General features: G+C 35.0%; 19 protein-coding genes. 10 read left to right on the forward strand and 9 right to left on the reverse strand.

Annotated elements, in window-relative coordinates; translation table 11 throughout:
• The first annotated feature begins 10 nt into the window (after positions 1-10).
• The gene (gene rny / locus IEW94_RS14545; protein ID WP_188654384.1) at positions 11-1,585 is read left to right on the forward strand and encodes a ribonuclease Y; all 1,575 of its coding nucleotides are present in this window, start codon (positions 11-13) and stop codon (positions 1,583-1,585) included.
• Positions 1,586-1,630: 45 nt separating this feature from the next.
• Here the strand turns inward: rny and xerA are convergent, their stop codons facing one another.
• Entirely contained in the window at positions 1,631-2,527 is an 897-nt protein-coding gene (gene xerA / locus IEW94_RS14550) for a site-specific tyrosine recombinase/integron integrase (RefSeq protein ID WP_188654386.1), read from the reverse strand.
• A gap of 148 nt (positions 2,528-2,675) precedes the next feature.
• Here xerA and IEW94_RS14555 point away from each other — a divergent pair, with 148 nt between their 5' ends.
• The 5 genes from IEW94_RS14555 to IEW94_RS14575 all read left to right on the forward strand — a co-directional run bounded on the left by IEW94_RS14555 (position 2,676) and on the right by IEW94_RS14575 (position 5,717).
• Positions 2,676-3,149 (forward strand): outer membrane beta-barrel protein, encoded by a 474-nt coding sequence (locus tag IEW94_RS14555; protein ID WP_188654388.1) that lies wholly within the window; start codon positions 2,676-2,678, stop codon positions 3,147-3,149.
• A 144-nt stretch (positions 3,150-3,293) separates the two neighbouring features.
• Positions 3,294-3,842: a hypothetical protein gene (locus IEW94_RS14560; RefSeq protein ID WP_188654390.1), complete on the forward strand. Its 549-nt coding sequence runs from the start codon at positions 3,294-3,296 to the stop codon at positions 3,840-3,842.
• A gap of 179 nt (positions 3,843-4,021) precedes the next feature.
• The gene (locus IEW94_RS14565) at positions 4,022-4,621 is read left to right on the forward strand and encodes a porin family protein (RefSeq protein WP_188654392.1); all 600 of its coding nucleotides are present in this window, start codon (positions 4,022-4,024) and stop codon (positions 4,619-4,621) included.
• 80 nt (positions 4,622-4,701) lie between these two features.
• Positions 4,702-5,118, forward strand: a complete 417-nt coding sequence (gene aroQ / locus IEW94_RS14570; protein ID WP_188654394.1) for a type II 3-dehydroquinate dehydratase — start codon at positions 4,702-4,704, stop codon at positions 5,116-5,118.
• 281 nt (positions 5,119-5,399) lie between these two features.
• Positions 5,400-5,717, forward strand: a complete 318-nt coding sequence (locus tag IEW94_RS14575; RefSeq protein WP_194446402.1) for a hypothetical protein — start codon at positions 5,400-5,402, stop codon at positions 5,715-5,717.
• A gap of 68 nt (positions 5,718-5,785) precedes the next feature.
• Here the strand turns inward: IEW94_RS14575 and lpdA are convergent, their stop codons facing one another.
• Positions 5,786-7,162 (reverse strand): dihydrolipoyl dehydrogenase, encoded by a 1,377-nt coding sequence (gene lpdA / locus IEW94_RS14580; protein ID WP_188654398.1) that lies wholly within the window; start codon positions 7,160-7,162, stop codon positions 5,786-5,788.
• Positions 7,163-7,277: 115 nt separating this feature from the next.
• Here lpdA and IEW94_RS14585 point away from each other — a divergent pair, with 115 nt between their 5' ends.
• Together IEW94_RS14585 and IEW94_RS14590 are read left to right on the forward strand one after the other, a co-directional pair.
• Positions 7,278-8,564, forward strand: coding sequence for an NAD(P)/FAD-dependent oxidoreductase (locus IEW94_RS14585; protein WP_188654400.1), 1,287 nt, complete (start codon positions 7,278-7,280; stop codon positions 8,562-8,564).
• A gap of 102 nt (positions 8,565-8,666) precedes the next feature.
• Positions 8,667-9,596 carry a nuclear transport factor 2 family protein gene (locus tag IEW94_RS14590; RefSeq protein WP_188654402.1) on the forward strand — a complete coding sequence of 310 codons (930 nt, stop codon included), beginning with the start codon at positions 8,667-8,669 and terminating at the stop codon, positions 9,594-9,596.
• A gap of 59 nt (positions 9,597-9,655) precedes the next feature.
• Here the strand turns inward: IEW94_RS14590 and IEW94_RS14595 are convergent, their stop codons facing one another.
• The 3 genes from IEW94_RS14595 to msrB (IEW94_RS14605) are packed head-to-tail and all read right to left on the reverse strand — an operon-like array spanning position 9,656 to position 11,074.
• The gene (locus IEW94_RS14595) at positions 9,656-10,210 is read right to left on the reverse strand and encodes a DUF1572 family protein (RefSeq protein ID WP_188654404.1); all 555 of its coding nucleotides are present in this window, start codon (positions 10,208-10,210) and stop codon (positions 9,656-9,658) included.
• Entirely contained in the window at positions 10,203-10,601 is a 399-nt protein-coding gene (gene msrB, locus IEW94_RS14600; RefSeq protein ID WP_188654406.1) for a peptide-methionine (R)-S-oxide reductase MsrB, read from the reverse strand. Before msrB (IEW94_RS14600) ends, IEW94_RS14595 begins: the two co-directional genes overlap by 8 nt.
• Positions 10,598-11,074 (reverse strand): peptide-methionine (R)-S-oxide reductase MsrB, encoded by a 477-nt coding sequence (gene msrB / locus IEW94_RS14605; RefSeq protein WP_188654408.1) that lies wholly within the window; start codon positions 11,072-11,074, stop codon positions 10,598-10,600. Before msrB (IEW94_RS14605) ends, msrB (IEW94_RS14600) begins: the two co-directional genes overlap by 4 nt.
• Before the next feature lie 144 nt (positions 11,075-11,218).
• Here msrB (IEW94_RS14605) and IEW94_RS14610 point away from each other — a divergent pair, with 144 nt between their 5' ends.
• A complete protein-coding gene (locus tag IEW94_RS14610) occupies positions 11,219-12,037 on the forward strand; it encodes a M48 family metallopeptidase (RefSeq protein WP_188654438.1) in 819 nt (272 codons plus the stop codon).
• A 60-nt stretch (positions 12,038-12,097) separates the two neighbouring features.
• Positions 12,098-13,402 carry an MFS transporter gene (locus IEW94_RS14615; RefSeq protein ID WP_188654409.1) on the forward strand — a complete coding sequence of 435 codons (1,305 nt, stop codon included), beginning with the start codon at positions 12,098-12,100 and terminating at the stop codon, positions 13,400-13,402.
• Positions 13,403-13,488: 86 nt separating this feature from the next.
• Here the strand turns inward: IEW94_RS14615 and IEW94_RS14620 are convergent, their stop codons facing one another.
• The 4 genes from IEW94_RS14620 to IEW94_RS14635 all read right to left on the reverse strand — a co-directional run bounded on the left by IEW94_RS14620 (position 13,489) and on the right by IEW94_RS14635 (position 18,350).
• Positions 13,489-14,574 carry a hypothetical protein gene (locus IEW94_RS14620; RefSeq protein ID WP_188654410.1) on the reverse strand — a complete coding sequence of 362 codons (1,086 nt, stop codon included), beginning with the start codon at positions 14,572-14,574 and terminating at the stop codon, positions 13,489-13,491.
• Complete coding sequence (locus IEW94_RS14625; protein WP_188654411.1) at positions 14,552-15,115, reverse strand: hypothetical protein; 564 nt, start codon at positions 15,113-15,115, stop codon at positions 14,552-14,554. Before IEW94_RS14625 ends, IEW94_RS14620 begins: the two co-directional genes overlap by 23 nt.
• An 11-nt stretch (positions 15,116-15,126) precedes the next feature.
• Complete coding sequence (locus IEW94_RS14630; protein WP_188654412.1) at positions 15,127-15,684, reverse strand: RNA polymerase sigma factor; 558 nt, start codon at positions 15,682-15,684, stop codon at positions 15,127-15,129.
• Positions 15,685-15,800: 116 nt separating this feature from the next.
• Entirely contained in the window at positions 15,801-18,350 is a 2,550-nt protein-coding gene (locus IEW94_RS14635; protein ID WP_188654413.1) for an ATP-dependent Clp protease ATP-binding subunit, read from the reverse strand.
• Positions 18,351-18,412 lie beyond the last annotated feature (62 nt).

Genomic DNA, 18,412 nt, shown 5'->3' on the forward strand with positions numbered 1-18,412 from the left:
ACTAATTATCATGGACAACTCAATTATATTTATTGCAGGAGGTGTTCTATTAGGATTACTAATAGGATTTATTGTAGCAAAAACATTAGAGAAAAACAATGCGTCAAAGCTTATTAAGGGCGCCAAAAAGAGTGCAGCCTCTATCATTAAAGAGGCCAATAATGAGGGCGAATCAATAAAAAAAGATAAAATACTTCAAGCCAAGGAGAAATTTATTGAGCTGAAGGCAGAGCATGAAAAGGTTATTCTTGCTCGCGACAAAAAAATAGCTGAAGCTGAAAAACGTATACGCGATAAAGAATCGCAAATATCATCAGAACTGGCTAAAAACAAAAAGCTCAATGATGAAGTTGAAGCCAAGATTAAGGATTTCAATCATAGATTGGACATTCTTGACAAAAAACAAGTAGAGATAGACAGGCTCCATAAAAGCCAGGTTGAGCAATTGGAGGTTATCTCAAGTTTATCTGCTGAAGATGCCAAGGCGCAGCTTATAGAATCCTTAAAAGGAGAGGCTAAAAATGATGCAATGGCGTATGTGCAATCTACGGTTGAAGAAGCCAAGTTAACAGCGCAGCAAGAAGCCAAAAAAATCATCATCAATACCATTCAACGTATAGGAACAGAGGAAGCAGTTGATAACTGCGTTTCGGTATTTAATATTGAATCAGATGATGTAAAAGGGCGTATCATTGGTCGTGAAGGTCGTAACATTCGTGCTATCGAGGCTGCAACTGGTGTAGAGATTATAGTTGATGATACTCCTGAAGCCATTATACTGTCTTGTTTTGATTCTGTTCGTCGTGAAGTAGCACGTTTATCATTGCATAAATTGGTTACTGACGGAAGAATTCACCCGGCCAGAATAGAAGAGGTTGTTAAAAAGACCAAAAAGCAAATTGAACAAGAAATCATTGAGGTAGGTAAGCGTACCGTTATTGATTTAGGTATCCATAATTTACATCCAGAATTGATTAAGATGGTTGGTAGAATGAAATACCGATCATCTTACGGACAGAACTTATTACAGCATTCACGTGAAGTGGCCAAACTTTGTGGCGTTATGGCAGCTGAACTTGGATTGAATCCTAAATTGGCCAAACGCGCCGGATTGCTTCATGATATAGGAAAAGTGCCAGATGCAGAAGCCGATATGGAAACACCACATGCTATTTTAGGAATGCAATGGGCCGAAAAATTTGGGGAACTGCCCGAAGTTTGCAATGCCATTGGAGCGCATCATGATGAAATAGAAATGAAATCCTTATTGTCTCCCATTATACAAGTATGTGATGCCATTTCAGGCGCACGACCAGGAGCAAGACGTCAAGTGTTGGATAGTTATATTCAACGTTTAAAAGATTTAGAAGATATCGCTTTTGGATTCCAAGGGGTGAAAAAAGCCTATGCCATACAAGCGGGTAGGGAATTGCGTGTGATAGTTGAAAGCGAAAAAGTTGATGACCAAAAAGCAGCCGATTTATCGTTCAGTATATCCCAAAAAGTCCAAACGGATATGACCTATCCAGGACAGGTGAAAGTAACCGTAATCAGGGAAACCAGAGCCGTGAATATAGCTAAATAAAACTATAATTTTATAATATTAAAAAGCCAGCTAATGCTGGTTTTTTTATTTTCTGGGATGGTATTTCTCTACAACTTTTGATAAATGACCTTTATCTAAATGCACATATATTTCAGTTGTGGTAATACTTTCATGGCCCAACATCATTTGTATAGAGCGTAAATCGGCATTGTTTTGCAATAAATGGGTAGCAAAAGAGTGTCTGAACGTATGGGGCGAAATACTTTTTTTAAGACCGATTCTTTCAGCCAATTGTTTGATAATGGTAAAAATCATGGCTCTGGTAAGTTGTTTGCCACGTCTGTTTAAAAACAAGGTATCCTCATGGCTGGGTTGTATGGGAACATGCGGTCTGATTTGGTCTTTATAGATATTGATATATTTCTGGGTGCTTTTTACAATGGGTACAAATCGTTGTTTGTCACCTTTTCCAGTGACTTTAATAAAGCCTTCATCAAAAAACAAATCGGATATTTTTAAATTAATCAGCTCACTTACGCGCAGTCCACAACCATATAAGGTTTCAAGCATGGCCCGGTTTCGTTCACCTTCATGAGTACTCAGGTCTATGGCTTTTATCAAATTATCAATTTCAAATTCACTTAATGTGTCCGGTAGTTTTCTGCCTATTTTTGGAGACTCAATCAGTTCCAACGGATTGGAATTTCTGTAATCTTCAAAAACCAAATAATTAAAAAAACTGCGCAAGCCAGAGATAATTCTGGATTGTGTACGCTCATTAACGGTTTTGGCTATATCATAAATAAACTGCTGAATGATATCTGGTGTTATAGAAATGGGTGTGTACGAAAGATTTTTGGTTTCCAAATAACCCATTAACTTATGGACATCAAGCGTATAATTATCAATGGAATTTTTTGATAAACCCCGTTCAATTTTTAGGTATAGTTGATAATCTTTAAGTGCATGTTGCCATTTCATATAGGTAAAAATAGCATAAAACTTTATTTTTTTAACTGATTTTCAATTAATGTTTTGTCATATTCTTTGTGAAAATAAATATATTTGCGAATGTCAAAAAAATAGTGTTAATTTATTGTCTATAAACTAATCTAAACACTTAAAAATTATGAAAAAACTATTATTATGTACTGCTTTTGCAGTATTTGCGTTTTCTAATGTTAATGCTCAAAATTTTAATGTGGGTGTTAATTTAGGGTTGCCTATGGGTGATATTAAAGATTACAGTAGTTTAAACATTGGAGTAGAAGCTAATTATCTATGGCAAGTATCAGAAGAGTTTGATGCTGGTATATTAGCTGGATATACTACGTTTTTAGGAAAGGATGGAGCTGATGCTTTAGGCTATTTGCCCATTGCCGCTGCTGGACGCTTTAATGTGTCTGAAGATTTTACTATTGGAGCTGATTTAGGTTATGCCATTGGTATTAATCCTTCTGGTCTTGATAGTGGATTTTATTACTCACCAAAATTGCAATACGGGGTTAGTGAGTCAATAGACATTGTTTTAGCTTATAAAGGAATAAGTGTAAATAGTGTTAATGTTAGCTCTTTAAACATAGGAGTTGAATTTGGATTGTAATTATAAAATAATAAATAAGGTTACAAAAGAGGAGCTTGATCAAGCTCCCTTTTTTTGTGGGTTTTACTCAGAATTCTTATAAAAAAAAATTTTTTTATAAGAATTTCCGTATTAAATTTGACTAACAATTAAACCAAATTTATCATGAAAAAAACATTTTTATTAGCTGCTTTTGCAGTATTAGGATTATCACAAGTAAATGCTCAAGAAGCATCAAATGGAGGACAAACATCTAAAGGAAAATGGTTAATCGAAGCCAATACGGGTTTTTCTGCTGGCGGCGAGATTGGCTTTGTTCAGCATACCGCTAATACAGGTTTTGGATTGTATTCCATTGATGGGCAAACTGCTTGGTCAATAGGTGCTGAAGGCGGATATTTTGTAATGGATGACTTAGCTGTTAAAGCTGGTTTAGGCTATTCAGATTTAGATTACGTGACTGTCTTTTCGTATAAGGTAGGTGCCAAGTATTATGTAATTAGCAAGATACCGTTTCAAGTTGATTTGAACGGGGCTAGCATTAAAGATAACAACGAAAACCCGTTGTGGTTAGGATTACAAGGGGGTTATGCTATCTTTTTGGGTGATAACGTTAGTATTGAACCTGGATTACGATATAGCGTATCGTTAAATCAAGATTTTTACGATAAAGGAATTTTTGAAGCTCGTATCGGGTTTGCATTACATTTCTAAAACAGAAATAGTAAGATTTTTAAAAACCGAAGTCATTACACTTCGGTTTTTTTGTGGTCAAAATTTTCTTAATAAAAGTAAGAATATACTTAATTATATATAAGATTTTTCCTATTTTTGTATATCACTACAAAATTGGTTTGTCTGTGAATTTAAAAATCAATTAAACTAAATTTATTATGAAAAAATTATTTTTAACTGCTTTTGCAGTTTTTGTGTTTGTTGTTGTAAATGCTCAATCTGATAATGGTGATTTTACTTTAGCGCCTCAAGTGGGAGTTAATTTCTCAACCTACTCATCCTCTGACGCAAGTTATGATGCAAGAACATCTTTTGCCGGCGGAATTGTTGGTGAATATTATTTAAGTGACCGTTGGAGTTTGCGCTCAGGGTTATTATATGACTCAATGGGTGCTAAAGACAGCTATGACAATATTGATAAACTGAATTATTTAACCATTCCTTTGAATGCAAACTGGCATTTTGGTAAAACCAGAAATTGGTATTTGAATTTTGGTCCAGCCGTAGCAATCATATTAAGCGCAAAAAGTGACCTTTCTGGAGGTCAAACTATTGATGTTAAAGATTATGTTTCAGGGACAGATATAGGTATAGCTTTAGGGATTGGGTATAAATTCGATATTAATGATAATTTTCAACTTTGTATAGATTATCAAGGATATGGTGGAATCATCAATATTGACAATAGTAATAACCTACCATATGATATTAGAAACTCAAGAAGTTCATTTAATATTGGAGGAATTTTTAAATTATAAGACATAAATTCAAAAGATTAATAAAAACCGAAGTTATTACACTTCGGTTTTTTTATGTCTATTTTTAATATCTTTATCCCATGAAGAAACTCATCATCATTAACGGGCCTAATTTAAATTTGCTTGGTAAAAGAGAGCCGGCTATTTACGGAAGTTTAACCTTTACAGAATTTTTGGATACCATTAAATCTAAATACTCAAATGTTCATATTGATTATTTTCAATCCAATATAGAAGGCGAACTTATAGATAAATTGCATGAAGTGGGTTTTAGTTATGATGGTATTATTTTAAATGCCGCGGCCTACACCCATACATCTATTGGATTAGGTGATGCCATTAAAGGAATAGAAACACCCGTGGTTGAAGTTCACATTTCCAATACGTTTGGCAGAGAGGAATTTCGTCATCAATCATATATTTCTCCCAATGCGAAAGGCGTGATTCTTGGCTTTGGTTTACAGAGCTATGAATTGGCTATCCAAAGTTTTTTGTAAAAAATAGTTTTTTACCTAAAAACTATTATTGCAGCTACATTTATTATTTATGATTTGTTTATGATAAATTAAAAATTTATCAGATTAGATTTGTAGTAACCACATAATACTAACAGATGGGTTTTAGAATTACCATAGCTTTTATTTTAATGACTTTTAATCTGGTTTTTGCTCAAGAAAAAAGTCAGAACGATAGTTCAGAATTTCAAAACCGAACGAAGGCTAATAGTAAATCTAATATCTATAAAGCTTATTTTACAGAAATATGACTTTCCAATAACTTGGTTTTTCAGCAAGAAATGTTCTCTAGAAGTACCAGTGATTATAAGATTGTTGAAATTCCACTAGTTTTAAAGTATGCTTTAACAAAAAAATTCAGTTTTTTAATAGGCCCAAAAGTTGATATCATCAATTATGGTTTCTATAATGAAAAAAAAGTATCTATTTACAGTACCATGGGCATTCAATACGAGGTTTCAAAAAGTTTATTGTTAGATGCTAGGTTTAATTATAGATTTACAAACGAAAGCCCTATAAAGACAGATTACACATTTGATAGTAAGGCATCCTTTACTTTAGGGTCCAAACTTAAATTTTAAAAAACAAAAAAAGCTCTGAAATTTTCAGAGCTTTTTAATCTAATATCTATATTTTTTTTATCTCTTATCTATAAGTGAATCACTTCACCATAGGCATCAGCAACAGCTTCCATAACGGCCTCACTCATTGTTGGATGTGGGTGTACGGCTTTTAAAACTTCATGACCAGTGGTTTCCAGTTTTCTGCCTAAAACCGCTTCGGCAATCATATCGGTTACACCGGCACCAATCATGTGGCAGCCTAGCCATTCCCCATATTTGGCATCAAAAATAACTTTTACAAAGCCTTCTTTATTACCGCCTGCACTGGCTTTTCCAGAAGCAGAGAACGGGAATTTTCCAACCTTGATTTCATAGCCTTTTTCTTTAGCTTGCTTTTCGGTTAAACCAACACTGGCTATTTCTGGTGAACAGTATGTACAACCAGGAATATTGCCGTAATCTAAAGCTTCAACATGCTGTCCGGCTATTTTTTCAACACACAAGATACCTTCAGCGGAAGCAACATGGGCCAAAGCTTGGCCTGGTGTAACATCACCTATGGCATAATATCCTGGAATATTGGTTTGGTAATAGTCATTGACCAATATTTTATCTCTGTCTACTGCAATGCCAACATCTTCCAACCCAATGTTTTCAATATTGGTTTTAATGCCAACTGCGCTTAAAATAATATCAGCTTCAAGCACTTCTTCACCTTTACTAGTTTTTACGGTAGCTTTAACACCATCCCCAGACGTATCTACTTTTGTGACTTCAGAAGACGTCATGATTTTAATGCCATTCTTTTTAAAGGAACGTTCCAATTGTTTGGAAACTTCTTCGTCTTCAACAGGAACAACGTTTGGTAAAAACTCAACAATGGTCACATCAGTTCCCATGGAATTATAAAAATAAGCAAACTCAACACCAATAGCTCCTGAACCAACCACAATCATTTTCTTTGGTTGTGTTGGCAAGGTCATGGCTTCTCTATAGCCTATAACTTTTATACCGTCTTGAGGCAAACTTGGCAATTCACGAGACCGTGCACCAGTTGCTATAATAATATGGTCTGCACTGTATTCTGTTCCGTTAACGTCAATCTTCTTTCCAGATTTCAGTTTACCAAACCCTTCAATAACGTCAATTTTGTTCTTTTTCATTAAAAACTGAACACCTTTGCTCATGCCGTCAGCAACACCACGACTGCGTTTTACAACGGCATCAAAATCTTTATCATAATCTTTAACTGAAAGGCCATAATCTTCAGCATGCTTTAAATATTCAAACACTTGGGCAGATTTTAATAACGCTTTTGTTGGGATACAACCCCAATTTAAACAGACTCCACCTAGACTTTCTTTTTCAACAATAGCTGTTTTAAAACCTAATTGCGAGGCTCTAATAGCCGTAACATAGCCGCCGGGACCACTTCCAAGAACAATAATATCGTATTTACTCATGAGTATTAGTTAATCAAAATTTCAAGCTACGAATTTACGAAACCAAATTTGAATAAAGAATTTAGAGCCCTATAAATTTATACTTTTGTTACCTTTGCCATGTAATCAATCATTTATGAATATACCTCGAACTAGTTATCCACGTGTTGTTATCATTGGAGGTGGATTTGCCGGCATTTCACTGGCAAAAAAATTGTCTAAGCAAGAAGTTCAGGTTGTACTACTGGACAAACACAATTACCATACGTTTCAGCCTTTGTTGTATCAAGTGTCTACAGGTGGATTGGAACCCGATTCCATAGCGTATCCCATCAGGAAAATACTAAAAAACTTTACGAATTTCCATTTTAGGTTGGCGCATGTTGAAACAATTGATACTGAAACAAGCGAAGTTATCACGGATATTGGCGTTTTAAAGTTTGATTATTTGGTGTTAGCCTCCGGATCCAAGACCAATTATTTTGGTAATACGGAGATAGAACAGTACAGTATGGCCATGAAAACCATACCACAATCACTCAATTTGAGAAGTTTGATACTTGAAAATTTTGAAGAAGCTTTGTTGACTTCGGATTTGAATGAGCGCAATGCTTTGATGAATTTTGTTATTGTTGGGGCTGGACCCACAGGTGTAGAATTAGCAGGTGCTTTAGCAGAAATAAAAAAAGGTATTTTACCTAAGGATTATCCGGATTTGGATACGCGTTCCGTTCAAATTAATTTGATCCAGTCTGGTGACCGCATTCTCAAGGAGATGAGTGAAAAAGCTTCTGAAAAAGCTGAGGATTTCCTTGAAAAATTAGGTGTTAATGTCTGGAAGAATGTCCGCGTTACCAATTATGACGGCAAGACCGTGACCACGAATTCCGATTTAACATTTGAAACAGCAACGTTCATTTGGGCAGCCGGAGTTAAAGGCGCTACAATAAAAGGACTTGATGGCAATGAATTTGTAACAAAAGGAAATCGGATATTAGTTAATGAGTTCAATCAAGTAAAGGGGTTCAAGCATATTTTTGCAATTGGTGATGTAGCGTGTATGGAAAATGATGAATTTCCAAAAGGTTTGCCTATGATGGCACAACCCGCAATCCAACAAGGGCATCAATTGGGAGACAATATATTGAGGCTGTTAGAAAACAAACCCATGAAATCATTTGTTTATAATGATAAAGGAGCCATGGCGACCATAGGACGGAATAAAGCTGTGGTAGATTTAAAGCATTATAAGTTTCAAGGCGTGTTTGCCTGGTATGTTTGGATGTTTGTGCATCTGTTTTTTTTAATTGGTTTTAGAAACAGGGTAGTGGTTTTCATCAATTGGGTTTATAATTATATCAGATTTGATAGAGAAGCCAGACTCATAATTAGACCTTTTAAAAAGAAATTAAAAAGAGCCTAAATATTCATGAATTGATATATTTTTAAAAAAGTAGGGCTTAACCTACTGTATATCAAATATTTTAATTAAGTTTATAGAATTAACCAACCAATTTTAATTAAAATGAAAAAACATGTCATTATTGCCATGATGATTTTCTCAGTCGTCATGTATTCCCAAAAGAAAAAAAACGGAACCATTTACAGCGAACATCCAGCTATTGGAGTTGTTGAAGCCATGCAACAAGCATTTGTTAAAGGCGATACCATTGCACTTGCAGGTTATCTAGCCGATGATTTTAGAGCATTTAATGGAGAAAACTCCAACCCAGATGCAAAAGGACAATCTAAATCAGACTTTTTGAAGGCTTCCGATTTTTGGAGTAAAAATGTAGCTTACTTAAGCATTTCCAGAACTAATGGAGCGTATCCTGATGCTTTGGAATATGATAAAAGTGGTACTTGGGTACAAACATGGGACAACCTAAGAGGCGTTCATGAAAAAACAGGTGTGAAAATCGATATGCCTATTCATAGGCTATTTGTTGTAGATAAAAACAACAAAATTAAAACCATGATTACTTATGATGATAGTGCCATTTGGGCTAATCTAAGACAAAGTTTTGTACCAAGAACCAACGGTACCATATACAATCATCATGATAATATTAATAAAGTACTTAGAATGATGGCTGCTTTAGAACATAGTGATGTTGATAAAGCCTTCAGTTTCTTTACTGATGATGCCAGGTTTACTAATTTAGATATGGCGGATGGCGATTTCCATACAGTTGCTCAAGAAAAAGAAAGCTTTTCAAATATGTTAAAAGACTGGACTATTGAAAGTATAGATGTACGTGGTTATCCAGATTATTTGGAATATGAATTAGGAGGAGCCAAGGTTGTTCAATCATGGTGGGTGGCTAGGATGACCAGAAAATCTGATGGTAAAAAAGTAAAATTGCCAATTATGCTTGTTCATGATTTTAATGATGATGGTATGATAACCAGAGAAGCAGGTTATTATACTACGCAAGCAATGGCGGCTAAATAAAAATGTAGATTGCTTAATAAAAAAGAGCCTCTGTTTAATTTGTGGAGGCTCTTTTGTTTTTATACATCATCAGTAAAATGTTTTCTCTCTTTGTCTTTGCTAAATTTGTCCTTGTTATATTTTGAAGAATTTCCTTTTGGAATAGAAAGGGATTGCCATTGTTCGCCTTTTAAAAGTTTTCCAATAAAAACAATCTGGCCAACATGATAGGCATAATGGCACAGTTGCCTGTTAATGGCTTCAGTAACCGTATGGCCTTGATTTCTGATATAGATAATACGCTCTAGATCATTATCATTTAATGATCCTATTGCTTCAAACAGACAGTTCCAACCTTTGTTCCAGTTTGTAATAATGTCATCTTTTGAGTGGAATGTGTCGACAAACTCCATGTCCCGTTGCCGCCAAGTTTTTTCACCGTCTTCAGTTAGAAAACCGGTCCATCTGCTTAACATATTTCCAACCAAATGCTTAACTATGATAGCAATGGAATTGGAGTCTTGCACAAATTCTTTTTGCAACTCATCAAACTGTAATTGTTCAAAAGTTTTATCGCCCAAACTTTTGTAGTATTCAAATTGTTTGATGGCACTAACTAAATAATTGTTATTCATCTTTATTAAAGTCTATGCTCAGTGAATTAACACAATAACGTGTTCCAGTTTCAGTTGGGCCGTCATTAAATACATGCCCTAAGTGGCCGCCACAGTTTGAACAAACAATTTCGGTTCTAACCATCCCATGTGATTTGTCTAAAACGTACTTAACCGTTCCCTTTATCGATTTATCAAAACTAGGCCAACCGCAATGTGCATCAAACTTGCTGTCACTTTCAAATAAGGGTTGGTGGCAACCGGCACAGACATAGGTGCCATTTTCAAAATGAAGATTGTATTTTCCAGTGTGGGGGCGTTCCGTGCCTTTTTGTCTTAGAACCCAATATTGTTCATCAGACAGTTGCTCTTTCCACTCGTCTACAGTTTTTTCTATTTTAAAATCACTCATTTCTTTGGTATAAATTTTAAGGCAGCACCATCAATGCAATGTCGCAACCCCGTTGTGTTTTTAGGTCCGTCGTTAAAAACATGCCCAAGGTGTCCACCACAAACAGCACAATGTTCTTCTCTTCCATACATTTCAGAACCTTTTGAAAAGGTCACGTTTCCTTTTATTTCTTGATCAAAACTGGGCCATCCGGAGCCAGAATCATATTTGTGTTCGCTTTTAAACAAAGGCGTATCACAACCAGCGCAAACATAAATGCCTTCAGCATAATTTTTGTTCAAAGGGCTTGAAAACCGAGGCTCTGTTCCATTTTCCCTTAGAACATAAAAGGCCATGGGTGACAATTCTGCCTTCCATTCAGCTTCTGTTTTTGTAACAGCGAATTCCTTGGATTGTTTTTGGTCTTTTTTTTGAGCGTTGCTATTGCAGCTAAAACAAGAAATTAACACGATTAAAATTACTAACTTTTTCATTTTATAGGATTTTTCTAAATAAGTCGAAAGCAATCTCAAAACATAACATTTAAAAAGATTAAATTATAAAAAATAAAAATGAAATTGTGTAAAAAAATTACGGTTCGATTTTTGTAATTTTATAAAAAATAAATTTGAAAAATGATGAAATCGAAAAATGTAATTATAACAGTAATCACAACATTGGTTTTTTTGTCATGTGCAACCAATCCGTTCACAGGAAAGCAAACCATGGCATTAGTACCAAATTCACAATTATTTCCAACGGCATTTCAACAATATGACCAATTTCTTTCAGAAAACAAGGTAATTAAAGGAACTGCAGATGCAGAAATGGTGAAGCGTGTTGGACAGAAAATTGCCGTTGCTGCAGAACGCTGGCTCAATGCCAATGGGCATGTAGGCTATTTAAACGATTATAAATGGGAATACAATTTAGTTGATGATAAAGCCGTCAATGCGTGGTGTATGCCTGGCGGAAAAATTGTGGTGTATACTGGTATTTTACCAATTACAAAGGGAGAAGCTGGTCTGGCTGCCGTTTTAGGGCATGAAGTGTCACACGCATTGGCCAATCATGGTCAACAACGAATGAGTGCCAGTATGCTTCAGCAAATAGGTGCTGTTGGTTTAAATGTTGCTTTGCAAGACAATAAAAACTTAGGGCTTTTCAATCAGGCTTATGGTATAGGTTCTCAAGTTGGTGTGATGTTGCCATTTAGCAGAAGCCATGAAACTGAGGCCGATACCATAGGGTTAACATTAATGGCGATTGCCGGTTACAATCCTGAAGAGGCTGTAGAGCTTTGGAAACGGATGAGTGCACAAGGCGGACAAGCGCCTCCTGAATTGTTAAGTACTCACCCTTCAAACGAGTCACGTATAGCTAACCTTAAGGCTTTGGTGCCTAAAGCAAAAGAAGAAGCTAGGAAATTTGGAGTGACATCGTTTAAACAAAATTAACTTTACATTTAAAATATTTGTTTACTTTAGAAGCTGCTACTAAATAGCAGCTTTTTTATTATGGAGGTTTTAAAAAAAGGAAGTAAGAAATTGCTCAATGCATGGGCGTTTTATGATTGGGCCAATTCAGTTTATGCGTTAACAATTACATCGTCTATTTTCCCCATTTTTTATTCAGCATTATTTATTTCTGAAATTAAAACCGTTTCGGCTTTTGGTTTTGAATTTAAAAATACAGCTCTCATCACCTTTGTGACAGCCATCACATTTATGATTGTTGCATTTATGTCGCCATTGCTTTCTGGAATTGCCGATTACGTTGGAAACAAGAAAAACTTCATGAAGTTCTTTTGTTATTTGGGAGGAGCGGGATGTATTGGTTTGTATTGGTTTAGCTTGGATAGAATCTACTTGAGTATCTTGTTTTATTTTATGGGATTGATTGGGTTTTGGGGCAGTTTGGTGTTCTATAATTCCTATTTGCCAGATATCGCTTATCCTGAGCAGCAAGATAAAGTAAGTGCAAAAGGTTTTTCATTAGGATATATAGGCAGTGTTATTTTGCTCATTATAAACTTGGCCATGGTAATGACTCAAGAAACTGGAGAAGCTAAAATGCTTATGATGCGCTATTCTTTTGTTACGGTTGGTGTTTGGTGGATTTTATTTAGCCAATACTCATTTTATTTTTTACCTAAAGGCGCTTCAACTGGGCATACTGTTACCAAAGATGTTGTATTTAATGGTTTCAAGGAATTGCGATCTGTATGGAAGCAACTGAAAGAAAATCTGCGGCTTAAACGGTTTTTAGCTGCTTTTTTTGTTTATAGTATGGCTGTTCAAACTATTATGTTGGTTGCCGTTTATTTTGGAGAGGAAGAAATATCTTGGCCAGATGATGACCATAAAACAACGGGATTGATTGTGAGTATTTTGGTCATTCAATTGGTAGCGGTTATCGGAGCTGAATTAACATCCAGGTTATCTGCTAAATTTGGTAATATTAAAACCCTTATCGGCATTAATTTTATTTGGATGGCCATCTGTATTTATGCCTTTTTTATGCACACGCCCAATGATTTTTATATAGCCGCTTCGTGTGTTGGCTTGGTTATGGGAGGTATTCAATCGTTATCTCGTTCAACATATTCAAAATTTCTCCCGGAAACGGAAGATACCACATCCTATTTTAGCTTTTATGACGTGGCTGAAAAAATTGGCATTGTTATAGGCATGGCTATTTATGGAGCAATTGACCAAATTACAGGAAGCATGCGTAATGCTATTTTGTTTTTGTTTGTTTTCTTTTTAATAGGAATAGCGCTGTTATTTAGAGTGCCAAGGCAACATCTCAAAATCTCATAACATAAAAACGACGCTAAATAGCGCCGTTTTTTAGTTTGATTGATTTAGTTCTCAGTTGTTATACGGGAACCTTGTTTGATTGATGATTAATTCTTCTTAAAAGTCACATTGCCATAATCAGAATTGATTTGAATTAGATGAGAAGCATCGGCGGTTCCGTAATAACCTTTATAGTAATTTTTATTAGAATCCTTAACTTGTTTAGTGAATTCAAACCCGTCTGTATTTCTAATGGAACCATATTCTATATTGATATCAAAATTAAAATGATAATCAGGATGGTAACCAATTGTGATTCCCAGATAATCAGATTGAATGTTTATGTTCCCTGCGTTTGCAGTCATTTGGTCAATTTTTAACGACCCGTAATCTCCTGTTATATTTAAGTTTTTGTAAATATCTCCAAAGCGCATGGTTAAATAATCACCAGTTCCAGAAATATTGTTTGCGTTATCAATATTTATGGAGCCATAATCACAATTAAAGGCAACATCTTCAGCTACTTCAATACTGGATTTTGTGTAATCTGCATTGATTGCCAAATTTTTGGTTTTTGAAACGGTAAATCCGCTATAGTCTGCATTGATTTTTCCACTATTGATATATTCAAAATAACAATTGTTAGTGTAATCAAATGAGAGTGTGTTGTTTTCGGCCATGAGCTCTTTGGTTGTTATTTTACCGTAATCACAGTTTATATTGGCTCTTCCTTCTAGTTTATCCAAATTGATACTGCCGTAATCATTGTTTAAATCCACACTGTTGGTAATGGGGAGCTTTACTAGATAATTGATTTCCATACTTGTATTGTTTTTGCTTCCCCAATCCCACCAAGATTTTTTATCGTTGTTAAATATGGTTTTTGCTTCAACCACACTTGATGTAGCATTAAAGTTCACCGTAATGTCATCTAGCTTTTTTTGCACTTTTTCTTCATCATTCCCATTGACTTTTATGGTGACCTCTATAGAGATTTTGTTTCCATCATAAGTTACAATATCAAGATTTCCATAGCTGTTTTTAATTTTTAACAGCGCATCCTTGTTAACGGTGAATTCTTTTTTGATTGTTTTTTCCTTGTCAATTTTTCCTTTTAGAGCAGTATTGCCTAAAGCTATTGAGGGTACGATGAGCAGCAAGTAAACTGCCTTAAATAGTAATTTGGTTTTCATTGTTCTGTTGTTTTAATTGATTGACGTTTTCTATAGTTTCCATGACATTTTTTAATAAATCTATTCTTGTCTGAAAGTTTGAAATCATGGCATAAATAACACGCTTGTCATTACCACTTTCAGTTAAGTCAATTTTTAAGGATTCATATTCTTTCTCAAGAATATCCATTTGTTTCATGGCATCATTGATTAATGATGCTGTTTCTGGAGTTTTGGCTTTATTTAACTTTACTAATTCTTCTGAAATAGCTGTTGTAAAAAAGTTTTGGGTTTGTGACATTTCTGGTGAAACACTAGCTAAATCTTTTACATCATTACTTGGTTTTAGAATAGTGAATATGCCTAAGCAAATAATGATTGAAGCTGCAATGCTCAAAAACAGTTTCCAGAAATTTGATTGACTGGAGGTGCTTTTTGATGCACCGCCATTCTGGTTTTTAAGTTTAGATAGGAACCGTTCTTGATGCCCAAGATTTGGACTTTCAAAATCAAATTCTGAATGTAATTCTTCAAACAGCTTATCTATATTATCTTTTTTCATAATGCATTATTTTATACTGCCAATTCCAGTTTTTGCCTCAAACTATCTTTAGCCCGCGATATCATCGTTCTACAGTTAGCAGGAGATAGGTTCATTATTTCACAAATTTCCTCATAATCATATCCTTCAATAAGGTGAAGCGTTAAGCAGATTTGATAGTTGTCCTTAAGCGTTTTCATAGTTTGTAAAATTTGCTTCGCTTTTAGGTTGGTAAATTCATGGTCACTATCAATGCCATCATTGTTGTCTTCAACTTTATATAAGACATTATCTAGAGGAACGTTGTCGTACTTACTATTTTTTTTATAATGGTAAATACTGTTGTTAATCACAATTCGCTTTAACCAGGAACCAAATATCTTTACATCTTTAAGAGTGTCCAATTTTGTGAACGCCAATAAAAAGGAGTCTTGCATGATGTCTTCAGCCTCAAAGCGGTCTTTTACAATTCTCAAAGCCGTATTGAACATGGCCTTGAAATACCTGTTATACACTTCCAACTGCGCAGATTGGTTGCCAGATTTACAAAGCTCTATAAGCTCTTCAATATTTAGTTTGGTCAGCGTCACTTAAGCATTTTGTTATTATAAAGATGAACCTAATTTGAGTTTGTTACAGTTTAGCAAAAAAAAATTCCCACATAAAAAATAATGTAGGAATTTAATTTAAAGGCAGATTAAAAATTTTAAGATTCTGCAGGCTTTTCGGCTTTTTCAATCTTAATGTTCAGTTCTTGTGCTTTTTCATCTAAATCAATAATTATCTTATCGCCATCTTGAACGTGTGATGTAATAATTTCTTCAGCTAATGCATCTTCAATATATTTTTGAATAGCACGTTTTAAAGGTCTGGCTCCATATTGTTTGTCAAAACCTTTTTCTGCAATGAAATCTTTTGCTTTAGAACTAAGTTTTAATGTATATCCTAAATCTTTAATTCTAAGTAATAGTTTATCCAACTCAATATCAATAATTTTATTGATATCTTCTTTTTCTAGATTATTGAATACAACCACATCATCAATTCGGTTCAAAAACTCAGGAGCGAATGATTTTTTTAGCGCGTTTTCAATTACACCTTTGGCATTGGCATCTTCTTGTGCTTTTTGAGATGCGGTTCCAAACCCAATACCAGTACCAAAATCCTTTAGTTTTCTGGCACCAATATTTGATGTCATGATAATAATAGTATTTCTAAAATCTATTTTGCGTCCTAAACTATCAGTTAAATAGCCATCATCAAGTACTTGAAGCAACATATTAAATACATCAGGATGTGCTTTTTCAATTTCATCGAGTAAGATTACCGCATACGGTTTACGTCTAACTTTTTCGGTTAATTGACCACCTTCTTCATAGCCTACATACCCTGGAGGTGCGCCAACCAATCTGGAAATGGCAAATTTCTCCATGTATTCACTCATGTCAATTCTTACAAGCGCATCTTCGCTATCAAACAGTTCTCTGGACAATACTTTGGCTAACTGCGTTTTACCAACACCTGTTTGTCCTAAAAATATAAATGAACCAATGGGCTTGTTAGGATCTTTTAATCCAGCTCTGTTACGCTGAATGGCTTTTACAACCTTTGCAACGGCATCATCTTGACCAATGACTTTTCCTTTGATGAGTTTTGGTAATTCGGCCAATTTATTGATTTCAGTTTGAGCAATTCTATTGACAGGAATGCCAGTCATCATGGAAACCACATCAGCTACATTATCCTCGGTAACTATTTCACGATGTTGTTTGGTGTCTTCTTCCCATTTTTCTTGAGCAATTTGAAGCTCTTTTTCCAAGCGCTTTTCATCATCTCTCAATTTGGCAGCTTCTTCATATTTTTGTTTTCTAACCACCAAGTTTTTAGTTTCCTTAACATCTTCCAATTGTTTTTCCAATTCTAAAATTTGTTTTGGAACTTCAATATTGGTGATATGTACACGCGAACCAGCCTCATCCAAAGCGTCAATGGCTTTGTCTGGTAAAAAGCGTTCCGTCATATATCGATTGGTTAATTTTACACAAGCTTCAATAGCCTCTGGTGTATAATCAACATTATGGTGATCTTCGTATTTAGACTTGATATTATTAAGAATTTCAATGGTTTCCTCAACCGAAGTAGGTTCTACTATCACCTTTTGGAAACGACGCTCTAAAGCACCATCTTTTTCAATGTACTGTCTGTATTCATCAAGGGTGGTAGCCCCAATGCATTGAATTTCACCACGGGCCAATGCTGGTTTAAACATATTGGAGGCATCCAGACTTCCGGTAGCACCGCCAGCACCAACAATGGTATGGATTTCATCAATGAACAAAATAACATCATCATTTTTTTCAAGCTCGTTCATAACGGCTTTCATACGTTCTTCAAATTGTCCACGGTATTTGGTTCCAGCTACTAAACTTGCTAAGTCAAGCGTTACAACACGTTTGTTGAACAAGATTCTGGATACTTTTCTCTTGATGATTCTAAGCGCCAAACCTTCAGCTATGGCAGATTTACCAACGCCCGGTTCTCCAATAAGCAACGGATTATTCTTTTTACGTCTGCTTAAAATTTGAGAGACACGTTGTATTTCTTTTTCACGTCCTACAACAGGATCTAGTTTGCCTTCTTCAGCCAATGCCGTCAAATCACGGCCAAAATTGTCTAAAACAGGGGTTTTTGACTTCTTATTGGTCTTACTGGTAGGTGCATTGAATAGATTATCTTTTGAAGTATCATCTTCTTGGTTGGTATCATCATCTTGAAACGATTCAGATTTTGGCTCTATAAAATTATTGTCGTTGGTAATCATAAATTTAAATTGTTCTTTAACGTTGTCATAATCAACTTTAAGCTTATTTAAAAGCTTGGTAGTGGGGTCGTTTTCGTTTCTCAAGATACAAAGCAATAAATGTGCTGTATTGATTGACGAACTCTGAAATAATTTAGCTTCTAAAAATGTTGTTTTTAAAGCGCGCTCAGCTTGTCTGGTAAGGTGTAAATTCTTCTTCTGGTTAGAATTTCCAGAAATATTTGGGTTAGCGGGGCTTAATATTTCAACTTTTCGTCTTAAATGGTTTAGATCAATTTCAAGTGCATTTAAAATATTAATAGCTTTGCCATTTCCATCACGTAAAAGACCAAGCATTAAGTGTTCAGTGCCAATAAAATCATGGCCTAAACGCAATGCTTCCTCCTTGCTGTAAGCAATCACATCTTTAACTCTTGGTGAAAAATTATCATCCATAATAGGGGTCCTTTCTGCATTAAAAGTAATAAAACAATTTAGTAAAGACAAAAACTATACCT

Source organism: Yeosuana aromativorans, from assembly GCF_014646655.1.
Lineage (GTDB): Bacteria > Bacteroidota > Bacteroidia > Flavobacteriales > Flavobacteriaceae > Yeosuana > Yeosuana aromativorans.

What these genes read in the sequence shown, in the direction of transcription:
- rny (WP_188654384.1), top strand. Translation starts at nt 11, where the DNA reads ATGGACAACTCAATTATATTTATTGCAGGAGGTGTTCTATTAGGATTA.
- xerA (WP_188654386.1), bottom strand. Translation starts at nt 2,527, where the DNA reads ATGAAATGGCAACATGCACTTAAAGATTATCAACTATACCTAAAAATT.
- IEW94_RS14555 (WP_188654388.1), top strand. Translation starts at nt 2,676, where the DNA reads ATGAAAAAACTATTATTATGTACTGCTTTTGCAGTATTTGCGTTTTCT.
- IEW94_RS14560 (WP_188654390.1), top strand. Translation starts at nt 3,294, where the DNA reads ATGAAAAAAACATTTTTATTAGCTGCTTTTGCAGTATTAGGATTATCA.
- IEW94_RS14565 (WP_188654392.1), top strand. Translation starts at nt 4,022, where the DNA reads ATGAAAAAATTATTTTTAACTGCTTTTGCAGTTTTTGTGTTTGTTGTT.
- aroQ (WP_188654394.1), top strand. Translation starts at nt 4,702, where the DNA reads ATGAAGAAACTCATCATCATTAACGGGCCTAATTTAAATTTGCTTGGT.
- lpdA (WP_188654398.1), bottom strand. Translation starts at nt 7,162, where the DNA reads ATGAGTAAATACGATATTATTGTTCTTGGAAGTGGTCCCGGCGGCTAT.
- IEW94_RS14585 (WP_188654400.1), top strand. Translation starts at nt 7,278, where the DNA reads ATGAATATACCTCGAACTAGTTATCCACGTGTTGTTATCATTGGAGGT.
- IEW94_RS14590 (WP_188654402.1), top strand. Translation starts at nt 8,667, where the DNA reads ATGAAAAAACATGTCATTATTGCCATGATGATTTTCTCAGTCGTCATG.
- IEW94_RS14595 (WP_188654404.1), bottom strand. Translation starts at nt 10,210, where the DNA reads ATGAATAACAATTATTTAGTTAGTGCCATCAAACAATTTGAATACTAC.
- msrB (WP_188654406.1), bottom strand. Translation starts at nt 10,601, where the DNA reads ATGAGTGATTTTAAAATAGAAAAAACTGTAGACGAGTGGAAAGAGCAA.
- msrB (WP_188654408.1), bottom strand. Translation starts at nt 11,074, where the DNA reads ATGAAAAAGTTAGTAATTTTAATCGTGTTAATTTCTTGTTTTAGCTGC.
- IEW94_RS14610 (WP_188654438.1), top strand. Translation starts at nt 11,219, where the DNA reads ATGAAATCGAAAAATGTAATTATAACAGTAATCACAACATTGGTTTTT.
- IEW94_RS14615 (WP_188654409.1), top strand. Translation starts at nt 12,098, where the DNA reads ATGGAGGTTTTAAAAAAAGGAAGTAAGAAATTGCTCAATGCATGGGCG.
- IEW94_RS14620 (WP_188654410.1), bottom strand. Translation starts at nt 14,574, where the DNA reads ATGAAAACCAAATTACTATTTAAGGCAGTTTACTTGCTGCTCATCGTA.
- IEW94_RS14625 (WP_188654411.1), bottom strand. Translation starts at nt 15,115, where the DNA reads ATGAAAAAAGATAATATAGATAAGCTGTTTGAAGAATTACATTCAGAA.
- IEW94_RS14635 (WP_188654413.1), bottom strand. Translation starts at nt 18,350, where the DNA reads ATGGATGATAATTTTTCACCAAGAGTTAAAGATGTGATTGCTTACAGC.